Annotated in this window: 11 protein-coding genes and 1 pseudogene; 2 read left to right on the top strand and 10 right to left on the bottom strand. The window is 51.0% G+C overall.

Annotated features, from left to right (window positions below):
• Positions 1-214: 214 nt before the first annotated feature.
• The 10 genes from Q0620_RS00605 to Q0620_RS00560 form a co-directional block, all read right to left on the bottom strand.
• On the bottom strand, positions 215-1,234 hold the full coding sequence (locus Q0620_RS00605; protein WP_298782759.1) for a hypothetical protein: 1,020 nt from the start codon (positions 1,232-1,234) through the stop codon (positions 215-217).
• Entirely contained in the window at positions 1,221-1,736 is a 516-nt protein-coding gene (locus tag Q0620_RS00600; protein ID WP_298782757.1) for a hypothetical protein, read from the bottom strand. Before Q0620_RS00600 ends, Q0620_RS00605 begins: the two co-directional genes overlap by 14 nt.
• Positions 1,737-1,824: 88 nt before the next feature.
• Complete coding sequence (locus Q0620_RS00595) at positions 1,825-2,370, bottom strand: hypothetical protein (RefSeq protein WP_298782755.1); 546 nt, start codon at positions 2,368-2,370, stop codon at positions 1,825-1,827.
• Positions 2,357-2,842 (bottom strand): hypothetical protein, encoded by a 486-nt coding sequence (locus Q0620_RS00590; protein ID WP_298782753.1) that lies wholly within the window; start codon positions 2,840-2,842, stop codon positions 2,357-2,359. The genes Q0620_RS00595 and Q0620_RS00590 overlap by 14 nt, the downstream gene beginning before the upstream one ends.
• On the bottom strand, positions 2,832-3,497 hold the full coding sequence (locus Q0620_RS00585; RefSeq protein ID WP_298782751.1) for an SDR family oxidoreductase: 666 nt from the start codon (positions 3,495-3,497) through the stop codon (positions 2,832-2,834). The genes Q0620_RS00590 and Q0620_RS00585 overlap by 11 nt, the downstream gene beginning before the upstream one ends.
• Positions 3,498-3,514: 17 nt before the next feature.
• Positions 3,515-3,838, bottom strand: a complete 324-nt coding sequence (locus Q0620_RS00580) for a hypothetical protein (protein ID WP_298782749.1) — start codon at positions 3,836-3,838, stop codon at positions 3,515-3,517.
• Between the two features lie 41 nt (positions 3,839-3,879).
• On the bottom strand, positions 3,880-5,154 hold the full coding sequence (locus tag Q0620_RS00575) for a spore photoproduct lyase family protein (RefSeq protein WP_298782747.1): 1,275 nt from the start codon (positions 5,152-5,154) through the stop codon (positions 3,880-3,882).
• Positions 5,155-5,227: 73 nt separating this feature from the next.
• Positions 5,228-5,446 carry a hypothetical protein gene (locus Q0620_RS00570; protein ID WP_298782745.1) on the bottom strand — a complete coding sequence of 73 codons (219 nt, stop codon included), beginning with the start codon at positions 5,444-5,446 and terminating at the stop codon, positions 5,228-5,230.
• Between the two features lie 57 nt (positions 5,447-5,503).
• Positions 5,504-5,707 (bottom strand): hypothetical protein, encoded by a 204-nt coding sequence (locus Q0620_RS00565; RefSeq protein WP_298782744.1) that lies wholly within the window; start codon positions 5,705-5,707, stop codon positions 5,504-5,506.
• A 102-nt stretch (positions 5,708-5,809) separates the two neighbouring features.
• A complete protein-coding gene (locus tag Q0620_RS00560; protein ID WP_298782742.1) occupies positions 5,810-6,970 on the bottom strand; it encodes a hypothetical protein in 1,161 nt (386 codons plus the stop codon).
• Positions 6,971-7,045: 75 nt separating this feature from the next.
• Here Q0620_RS00560 and uvrA point away from each other — a divergent pair, with 75 nt between their 5' ends.
• Positions 7,046-9,892 (top strand): excinuclease ABC subunit UvrA, encoded by a 2,847-nt coding sequence (gene uvrA, locus Q0620_RS00555; RefSeq protein ID WP_298782740.1) that lies wholly within the window; start codon positions 7,046-7,048, stop codon positions 9,890-9,892.
• Positions 9,893-9,914: 22 nt separating this feature from the next.
• Positions 9,915-10,505, top strand: a pseudogene (locus tag Q0620_RS00550) (hypothetical protein); the annotation flags it as partial.

Raw genomic sequence — 10,505 nt, 5'->3', positions numbered from 1 at the left:
AGAATTTGGTACTTCAAAATTTTTGCCGTTAGAATTTTGTTCCAAGCCCCGCTTCGGCTCCTGATGCCGCTTTTGTAGTAGCCTTTTTAATTCCTCAAGCCTGTCTTGATCCATTTGCCGCCTTTAAATTTGATGGACGCGCCATTTTATATCCTCGCCACTTAAAGCTCATTAAATTTTACCGCTCGCCCGCTGTGCGCAGTTCAATCAAAATTTAGTCCTCATATCTTTGCAGCGATTTTTTATATGTTTTCGCCGCCGCGCAGCCTACGCTCAAATATACCTCAAACTCCTCGCTAGTAAGCCTGCGCGGCTCATTCGCAAGCCTCGCCGCGCCACTTGGCGTATTTGCGTCCAGATTCACTTCATTTACGATCTCACCTCGTCGGATTCGGTTGCTAAAGCCCGCTGCATGCGCTATTTGCGGCACACGCTTTAAAGAGAAGTTTAAATTTTGCGTTTGCAGATTTAAAATTTTACCCATGCATTTGCGCGGACCCGCGATAAAATCGCCGTTTTGTATGAGTGGGGCGGCATGGCCGATCGAATCGCTCTCCGCCAAGCCGTGCAAGTCGCCCGTCAAGCCAAGTAAGCTACCCGCCAAAAGTTCTGCGCCACTTAGGACGCGCAGGCTTCGCACCAAAATCCCGCCGCCACTTTGCGGGACGCTGCGAAACGAAATGTCAAAGCCGAAATTGTGAAAAAATATCTCGCCCGCCCGCGACGTGCGCTTGTAGGTGTTGCGATCCGCGCCCGTGAAATACGCCTCGATCTCCGCGAAGGCGAATTCCGCGCCGCTTACGCAAAGCACATAGTTTTGCAGCAGATCGCGCATGAAATTTTCGATCTTCGTCTGCGCTCGCTCGGCGTCGAACTGCGCCTGCGGCGGCTCGTCATCGAACGCAAGCGCTTGTCTGACGCCCGGCTCCGACTGCGATGGACGGACGTTAAATTTTAAGTGCGCTTGCTCCGTACCAAGACACACTTTCTCGGCATTAAACAGCGGTTCGGCATTAAATTTTAAAATTTCAGCTTGCTGCGCGCTGCTAGAATATGCCTGTTTGCCGCAAAATTCCGCCCCATTTTTTGATTTTAAAAGCTCGCCGTCGCTCCCGTCTCTCGCGCTTCCTGCAAGTTTATGATTTTTTGAAGCGAGCTTTGAGCCCGCCGAAATTCCAAACTCCGCCGCGTCGATTTTTGAGAAAAATTTTTCTAAATTTTCATCGCCCAGCATTTTGCTCTTCCGTAGAATTTCCTTCGCGCTTTATCGAGCTCGCCTTGTTGCCCATAGTGTCGGATTTACCGTTGTTTGCCTCGGCGCGCGTTAAATTTCCCTCGCCGTCCGTCGCGTTCATATCGCCTCGCGCTAAATTACCGCCGCCGCTCGTCGTATTTGCTTCGTTATCTCTAAAATTTGGAGCTTCGCAACGATCTACGCCTAAACGCTCGAAATAATATCTCTCTCGCTCGCCTAAGTTTTCCACTCCTCTTTCGCATACGCGCTTGATATACGCCTTGCTAGGGTATCTAAGCCGATTGAGCGCCAATTCACTACCCGCGTCTGCGCGCTTTATCAGCTTAGCGATGCAGGCATCATCCTCTTCACTATTTGCGATATAATCCCATATGCCGCAGTATCTATCACCGCCCAGCGTCGTAATCAAAAAATAAACCCAAAGCAGGATTATGGCAATCGATATGCTTCCTTTTATTTTTAAAGATCTCTTTTTTACCATGTTTTTCCTTGAGTAATAAATTTTAACTCATTTTTTCACAAATTTGACCAACGACATAAAATTTACGATATCACCCTCAAGGCTAATCTTATCGCCTAGCATTTTGCTCTTCCGTAGAATTTCCTTCGCGCTTTATCAAGCTCGCATCGCTGTTTGCAGTGTCAGATTTGCCGTTGTTTGCCTCGGCGCGCGTTAAATTTCTCTCGCCGCTCGTTGCGTTCGTATCGCCTCGCGCTAAATTACCGCCGCCGCTCGTCGTGTTTGCTTCGCCGTCTTTTGATTTGGGCGTTTTAAAGCCCCAAATCTCGCAGCGATCCCCGCTAAAGCCTTGGAAATAATATCTCTCGCGTTCGCTCAAGTTTTCTACCCCCTTTTCGCATGTGCGCTTGATATATGCCTGACTCGGATACATTAGTCGATTTACCGCATGGTCATCGCCGGCATCCGCGCGCTCCTCTATTAGTCTGGCTATGCAAGCGTCATCCTCTTCGCCCTTATTGTTTAAAAAAGATTCCCAAATGTTGCAATACGCGCCATTGTTTCTTATATATAGGGTGCACAGAATAATAACTCCTACAATTAGCAAAAAAATTTGACTTTTACTGGCTTCCAATTTCGCTTTATCGCCCGACATTTGACCCTCCCGCAGAATTTATATCGCGTTTGATTACGCCTGTTTCATCGCGGATTGTATTCGCACCCTCGTGCGTTAAATTTCCCTCGCCGTCCGTTTCGTTCATATCGCCGCTCGTCGTATTTACTTCTCCGCCCTTTGATTTGGGCGTTTTAAAGCTCCAAGCGCTACAACGATCTTTACTATAACGCTCGAAATAAAATCTTTCTCGCTCACCTAAATTCTCCACTCCCTTTTCGCACACGCGCTTGATATACGCCCTGCTTGGGTATCTTAGTCTGCTTTCCGCAAAGCCGTTTCCGTCGTCCGCTCGTTTTATCAGCTTGGCGATGCAAGCGTCATCCTCTTCGCCCTTTTTATCAGAAAAGAATTCCTCCATATTACAATACATACCGCCGCTGCTTATAACTCCATAAATAATAAAAACCCCCGCAATTAGCATAATAAAAATTTTACTTTTACTAGTTTTCAAGCTCGCCCCCTTCGTGATTAAATTTTGATTTTTTCCGCAGATTTACGATCTGCGGGCGGATCGTAAACTCGCTCACGTTGGACTTCGTGCGCAGAATTTGCAGCGTGAAATTTGCGATCTCCCCCGCATCCACGAAGCTAGCCTCATCATCCGCGGGCTCGAAGCTCAAATCCTCGTAAAACGGCGTTTTGGTGATGTCCGGGTTGATGCAGCTTACTCTGATCTGCTTGCGCGCCTCCTCGAAAAGACAGAGCAGAAACGCCCGCAGCCCCGCCTTGCTCGCGCTATAAACCGCGCTAAAGCGGCTCGCTCGCAGCGCCTCGATCGAGCTAATGCCGATGATATGGGCGCAGTTGCGCTTTAAATTCGGCAAAAGCGCGCGCGTAATGATGATATTTACGGCAAGATTTACGTTTAAAATTTTTAAAATTTCGCTCTCGCTCATCGCCTCAAGCGGCGCAAATTTCGCTGTACCCGCACATAAAATCAGCGCGTCAATCTCTTGCGCCGCAGCCAGCGCCCGGCACTCCTTCGCCAGCGCATCCGCATCCTCGAAGCGCGAGCTTAGCGTTAAAATTTCATAGCCGTTTTGTCGCAAAAGCTCTGCAACCGCGCTGCCGATACCACCGCTTGCGCCCGTGATCAATGCTTTCATCTTTTCTCCTTTAAATTTTAATGCCGCTTCGGCGCGATAAGCTTAGCGCACCGAGTAAATTTTCCTACGCTAAAATTTTCTTTGCTCGCGCCGTATCTGCCGTCCACCGTACCGCCGCTAAATTTACGCGATTGGACAATCCGTGCCGCGACCTGCGCTGGGTAAAATTTTAAATTTAACCCGCAGACTTCTTGCTGCGCCGCCGCTTTGTAAAATTTTATCGATGCTCGCTGTACCCGCCCCGCACGATTTATAAAATTTAATTTTATAAAGCCGGATACGGCGCTAAATTTTAACCGCTCGCTCGCCGCAAATTTCGCGCTGTATCCTCGGCGCCGCATGCGAGCCGGTACAAGCGCGACGTCTGCGGTAAACAGCGTGTCTAGCGCTGCCTTATCTTCGCAAAATACGCCGCCTTCATCGCCTCCTCAAACGCGTCGTTGCTTTCGTACTCGTGCCCCAAAACCTCGCGCCACAGGCTCGCATCCTCCATGCAGAGGTAGAAAAACACCCGCTCGCGCCACGGCGAAAGCGCGTCCGCGGCAAATTTAAAAAGCTCGCGCTTGATCTGCGGCGGGTAGGACAGCTTGCCGTTCGCGTCCGCAAGGGGCATCTGTAAAATTTTACTCCGTAGCCCGCGCGAGCGCAGCTTTTTGACGACGGGCTTGATGAAAGTAAGCGTGCCGAGCGAGACCATCGCGACGCCGCTTGGATCGAAGCTGCGTAGCAGCTGCTCAAAAAGCGCACCGTAATCGCTTTGCCAGCCCTCGTACCAAACCATCGGGTGGAGGTGAAAGCCCACCAAAATGCCGCGCGCCGCGAGCGCTTCTGCCGCCGCCAGCCGCGCATCCAAGCTCGCGCTTAGATGCTCCTCGTTCGCTATGATCGCGGGCGTATTTAGCGAAAAAGTAATGATGAGGTTGCGCGGGATCTCGCGCTGCAGGAAAAATTTAACATTGTTTGACTTGCTTTTAAGCTCCAAAATCACGTTTTGATGCCGCGCCGCAAAATCGCATAATGCGCTTAAAATGCCGAAGCGATCGCCCCACATGAGCGAGTCGGAGCTCTGACCCGTGCCGATGTGGTAGCTGCGCGCGGGATCGAGCCGCAGGCGCGCTAAATTTGCCGCAAAATTCTCGTCAAAGCCGATTTTCCCCTGTTTGTAAAAGGAGCCGATCGCGCAATAGGAGCAGTCAAAACCGCACGAATTAACCGCATCGAGCGTCAGCAGATTGCAGCAGCGCGTGTTTTCGCTCGCCACCGGGCAGCGTCCCAAAGCGATGCGGTCTGCGCGAAAGGAGGAAATTTCAAATTTTTTCGCCGCGTAATCGCTTTTGAAGCTCGCGTACGAATGCGGGCGCGACTTTAGCTCAAGCCAAGTCTCGCGTACGAAATTAAAAATTTGCTCGCCGTTTGGGACTTTCCCTGTTTTATTAAATTTGGCTTTATTAAAATTTAGCCCGCACCGCTCGCTTGTAAGCAGCTCATAAATGGGCGCCTCGTCCCACGCCTCAAAATCGCTCGCAAACTCCGCTAGCTGCTTTCGTTGCTGAAATGAAAAGTGAAATTTCTCAAATAGCGCGCCCAAAAACGCGCTTGATCGCTCGCTCAGATTCACGCCAAACTGCGCTCCTAGCTCCTTTTTTGCCTCCGTCATCTTGCTCCGCTTCGTTTAAATTTTGCAAATTATACTTAAATTTCGCGCGCCGTCACTGAAAATCGTTGAAATTTCAGATCGCGCCGCAGAATAGTCGCTCGAAATAGAAGGCGTAAGCTAGCGTAATAGCGACGTTTAGGATCAAAATTCCACCGAGTGCGAACTTTTGCGGGATTTTCTTGACGCCCGTTCGGTAGTAATACGGCAGGGTGCAGAAAAACGCGGGCAGCACGAGCAGAATGATGCCTAGCGGTATGCCGGTGCCGCCGGTGCCTATCTTCGCACTGCGCACGAACTGCGCCATGGCGGGGAATTTGAGGGCCGCGAAAATGGCCGCCGCAAAGAGCAGTTACACGCAGATGCAGTAAAATAGGTAGCGCGCGCCTATTAGAGCGTCTTTTAGCCATAGCCCGATGCAGGCAAATGCGAGCAAAAGGGCTAAAAAGACTAGCGAGGGCAGATCGGAAAACAGATCCGCCGCGGCATACGCGCAAACCGCGATGCATGCGCACGCCAAGAGGGCAAAATACAGATAAGAGCCTTTTATTTTCATCGTTTCTCCTGCGCCTCCGCAATACCTTTAAATTCCGCGTCGTATTCGGCGCGCGAGGCTAAAATTTTATCCCTCGACCAGGGTTTTTGCACGCACTCGTAGTTAAATTTTGCTCTTTATCGCGGCGCGGATTTGCGGCAGGCGCGCCTTTACGAGCTCATAGACGAAGCTTTTACTAAGTCGTTCGCCGCGCAGATGATCGCTTACGATCTTCATCATCGCCCACGGTACGCCCGCCCGCCCGCAAGCACTAACAAAAAGCGCGCTCTCCATATCGTAAAGCCTGATACCGCGATTTGCACGCTCGCAAGTAGCGTCTTTTGCCGTGCACGGCGTATTTTGTGTTGCGCGCGCTGCGGTATTCGTCGCGACGCTGTGCCCGCCTACCGCGATTTGTGAGGGTTTTACGCTCGATAAATTTTGCGCCTTGACTTGCGTTAAGCTTTGTATTTCAGCCCGCGTCGCGTCGCGCGTGAAATTTTTTGTATCTGCTGAGCCGTTTACCCCTTGCGTTAGGGCTTGTGCGCTTGTCTCGCCGCACGCCTTGATCGCTGCGATATTTGCCCCACGGGTCCGCTGCGCTGCGTTTAAAATTTTAGGCTCGTTTACGCAGATCAAATTTGCCCGCAGTTTGCCGTCTAAACTCGCGCCGCAAAATTCACGCTCGCAAACGTTTTGAAATTTCGGAGCCTGCGTGCCGCACCCCATCGTCTGCGAGCTATAAAATTTCGATCCGTCCTCGCCGTAAAATTCCTGCGCCGCCGTGCCGTCAAAGTAAAACGCCTCGCCGATTTGCACGCCTTTATCCGCGCAGCCGCAGACGCCTATGTTTAGCGCAAAGTCCACGCGCCGCGAAAGTAAAATTTCACCGAAGCGCTCTGAATTTCGCGCGGAGCCAAGATCTAAAATTTTAAAATTTTCAGTCGCATTTTGCGCGGAGCCGGTCTCTGCGTCGCCGCCGCAGAGTGCGCCCGCGTCCGAAAAATGCTCAAATTTCACGTCCGCGCCGCGTCGATCCTTGCGAAGCTCACGCCCGAATTTTGCGTCTGTATCGGCACGGCGAATAAATTCTGCGCCGGGTTTGCTCTTAAATTCTGTTTTTATGCCGCCTGCAGCGCCCGCTTCAAATTTAGCTCCAAACCTCACGCCGCAGATGTATAGAAGCATCTGCTCGCCTGCGAACAGATCGCCGCCGCGCGTAAGTTTAAAACTCTCGATTATCGCTTGGGCTTCGCAGCGCAAAGCCGTGCAGATTAGTATCATCGCCGCCCCTTCCAAAAGCGCAATTTTAACAATTTGAGCTATAATGTAAGATTAATTTGGCACAAAAGGGCGAAAATGAACGATCTCATCACCATCACGGGCGCGCGCGAGCACAATCTGAAAAATATAAATTTGCAAATTCCAAAGGACAAACTCGTCGTTTTTACAGGTCTTAGCGGCAGCGGCAAGAGCACGCTGGCGTTTGATACGCTATATGCCGAGGGGCAGCGCAGATACGTCGAGAGCCTAAGCAGCTACGCGAGGCAGTTTTTAGACCGCGTAGGCAAGCCCGACGTCGATAAGATCAACGGTCTGACGCCTGCGATCGCGATCGATCAAAAAACGACGTCGAAAAACCCGCGCTCGACGGTGGGCACGATCACCGAAATTTATGACTATCTGAGGCTGCTTTATGCGCGCGTTGGGGTGCAGCACTGCCACAAATGCGGCAAGCCGATCTCAAAGATGAGCTCCAGCGACATCATCGCCGAGATTATGAAGCTGCCGCGCGGCGCGAAGGTGATCTTGGGCGCGCCCTTGGTGCGTGAGAAAAAGGGCAGCTTCGCCGATATGTTGCAAAGCTTGCGCGAGCAGGGCTACGTGCGCGCTCAGATCGACGGCGTACTGGTGCGGCTGGACGAGGAGATCGAGCTGAGCAAGACGAAAAAGCACTCGATCAAGGTCATCATCGACCGCACGATCATCGACGAGGAAAATTCCATCCGTATCGCAAGCGACGTCGAAAAGGCGCTCAAGCTCAGCTTCGGCGAGCTTGAGGTGGAGATCGCAAACGCCGCCGAGCTTGGGCTCGCGCAGAGCCTGATCCACTACAGCGAGCATATGGCGTGCTTTGATTGTAAAATTTCATTCAAGCCGCTCGAGCCGCTCGCGTTTAGCTTCAACTCCCCAAAGGGCGCGTGCGAGAGCTGCGACGGACTGGGGATAAAATTTAGCCTCGATCTGGGCAAGATCATCAACGAAAACGCCTCGATCGAGGGCGGCGCGATTAAAGTGATGTCAGGCTTCAACAAGAGCTATTACTATAAATTTCTACTCGGATTTTGCGAAGCAAACGGCATAAACGTCAAAATTCCGTATGCAAATTTAAGCGAGGAGCAAAAAAAGCTGATCCTCTACGGCAGCGTCAAAGAGATCGATTTTTACTGGAAAAAGCATAAGCTCGTGCGTAAATTTGAGGGCGCGATCAAATACGCCTACGATCTGCTCAAAAACGAAAGCGATCTAGACGATTATATGAGCGAAAAAATCTGCCCCGACTGCGGCGGACTGCGTCTGCGCCCGGAAAGCCTTGCCGTAAAGGTCGCAGATAAGGGCATCGGCGACGTGATAAATATGAGTATCGCAGACTGCGTGGAATTTTTCAGCGACGAGAAGCGGTTTTCAAATTTAAGCGAAAAGGACGCGCAGATCGCTGCGCCGATTCTAAAAGAGATCAACGAAAGGCTGTTTTTCTTAAAGGACGTGGGGCTTGGATATCTCACGCTGGGGCGCGATGCGCGCACTATCAGCGGCGGCGAGGCGCAGCGTATCCGTATCGCAAGCCAGATCGGCTCTGGTCTTAGTGGCGTGATGTATGTGCTCGACGAGCCTAGCATCGGGCTTCACGAGCGCGATACGCAAAAGCTTATCAAGACGCTACGAAGCTTACAGGAAAAGGGAAATTCCGTAATCGTCGTCGAGCACGATAAAAAGACGATCGAGGCGGCGGATTTCGTCGTAGATATCGGCCCGGGGGCGGGCAATCTAGGCGGCGAGGTCGTATTCGCAGGAGACGTCGCGCATCTGCTTAAAAGCAATACGCAAACCGCGCTGTATCTGAACAACCAAAAGGAGATAAATTACCAAAAGCACCGCAAGCAGGAGCTTTGGCTAAGTATCAAAAACGTAAATATCAATAACATCCACGGCCTTTGCGCAAAATTTCCGCTGCGAAATTTAGTCGGCATCACGGGCGTTAGCGGCAGCGGCAAGAGCTCCTTGGTGCTGCAAACCATCCTGCCTACCGCGCTTGAGGAGCTAAATCGCGCCAAAAAGGTGCACGCGGTAAAGGGCGCTAAAATTTCGGGGCTTGATAGCCTGGATAAAGTGATCTATCTGGATCAGACCCCGATCGGACGCACCCCGCGCAGCAATCCCGCGACCTACACGGGGGTGATGGACGAGATCCGCGCGCTTTTTGCCGCGACGAAGGAAGCGCAGCTGCGCGGATACAAGATCGGCCGCTTCAGCTTCAACGTCAAGGGCGGGCGCTGCGAAAAATGCGCGGGCGAGGGCGAGATCACGATCGAGATGCACTTCCTACCCGATATCAGCGTCGTCTGCGACGTCTGCCACGGCACGAGATACAACGCGCAGACGCTTGAAATTTTATACAAAAACAAAAGCATAGCCGACGTTTTGGCGATGAGTATCGACGAGGCGCTCGAGTTTTTCAAAGCCGTGCCTAAAATTTATCAAAAGCTAAAGACGCTCGCAGACGTCGGGCTCGGCTACGTTTCGCTAGACCAGCCCGCCACGACGCTTAGCGGCGGCGAGGCGCAGCGCGTCAAGCTCGCCAAAGAGCTAAGCCGCACCGACACGGGCAACACGCTATATATCCTAGACGAGCCCACGACGGGGCTACATTTTGCAGACGTAGATCGCCTGGTAGCGGTGCTGCACCATCTGGTCGATCTGGGAAATTCCGTCTTTGTGATCGAGCATAACCTAGACGTCATCAAAAACTGCGATTACATCATCGACATGGGGCCCGAAGGCGGCGAGGGTGGCGGACAGATCGTCGCTTGCGGCACCCCAGAAAAGCTCGCGAAAGATTTTAAAAAGACCGGTAGCTACACGGGAGAATTTTTGGCGCAGGAGCTAGCACAGATGAAAAGCACGAGCAAAAATAAGCGAGGTTAAAACGCCTTATCAGGGGGCAAGAATGGATCAAAATAGGCTTGAGGAATTAAAAAGGCTACTACAAAAGCGGCATCAGGAGCCGAAGCGGGGCTTGGAACAAAATTCTAACGGCGAAAATTCTGGAACATCGAATTTTGGAGTCTCGAATTTCAAAGCTCAAAATTCCGAAATCTCGAATTCCGAAGCCTCAAATTTTGAAGCTTCGAATTTTAGAACCTTAAATTTCGAAGCCTCGAATTTTGAAATCTTGAATTCTGAACCTCCGAATTTCGAATCTTTGAATTCCAAAGCACCGAATTCCGCTACTGATGCTTTAAATTTAGAGGCCAAAGCGGCTCAGAATTCTGCCTGTGAAAACAACGCAGAGCAGCAAAATTTTATCTCGAATGACAGCGGCGCCTTACCGCAGAATTCTAAAGCAAGGGATTACGACAAAGAGCCGATAATCCTCAAAGATCATACTTATTATGACTATATGAAATACTCTATAATTCCTACTATGGTAGGCTTGTTAATAGCGCTTGCATTTGCCACTATCGTAAATCCCATAAACATTAAAATGTTTCGCCTCGTTCCTTTGGTCTTGGTAATATTCGTAACAAATTTTATGAAT

The sequence above is a fragment of the uncultured Campylobacter sp. genome (assembly GCF_938017615.1).
Lineage (GTDB): Bacteria > Campylobacterota > Campylobacteria > Campylobacterales > Campylobacteraceae > Campylobacter_B.
The sequence above is the reverse complement of the archived record's forward strand: the minus strand, read 5'-3'. Positions and strand labels throughout refer to the sequence as shown.

Bases quoted from the DNA above. Each gene is read 5' to 3' on its own strand.
- Q0620_RS00585 (WP_298782751.1), bottom strand. From the start codon at position 3,497: ATGAAAGCATTGATCACGGGCGCAAGCGGTGGTATCGGCAGCGCGGTT.
- Q0620_RS00565 (WP_298782744.1), bottom strand. From the start codon at position 5,707: ATGAAAATAAAAGGCTCTTATCTGTATTTTGCCCTCTTGGCGTGCGCA.
- Q0620_RS00560 (WP_298782742.1), bottom strand. From the start codon at position 6,970: ATGATACTAATCTGCACGGCTTTGCGCTGCGAAGCCCAAGCGATAATC.
- uvrA (WP_298782740.1), top strand. From the start codon at position 7,046: ATGAACGATCTCATCACCATCACGGGCGCGCGCGAGCACAATCTGAAA.
- Q0620_RS00580 (WP_298782749.1), bottom strand. From the start codon at position 3,838: ATGCGGCGCCGAGGATACAGCGCGAAATTTGCGGCGAGCGAGCGGTTA.
- Q0620_RS00605 (WP_298782759.1), bottom strand. From the start codon at position 1,234: ATGCTGGGCGATGAAAATTTAGAAAAATTTTTCTCAAAAATCGACGCG.
- Q0620_RS00575 (WP_298782747.1), bottom strand. From the start codon at position 5,154: ATGACGGAGGCAAAAAAGGAGCTAGGAGCGCAGTTTGGCGTGAATCTG.
- Q0620_RS00595 (WP_298782755.1), bottom strand. From the start codon at position 2,370: ATGTCGGGCGATAAAGCGAAATTGGAAGCCAGTAAAAGTCAAATTTTT.
- Q0620_RS00600 (WP_298782757.1), bottom strand. From the start codon at position 1,736: ATGGTAAAAAAGAGATCTTTAAAAATAAAAGGAAGCATATCGATTGCC.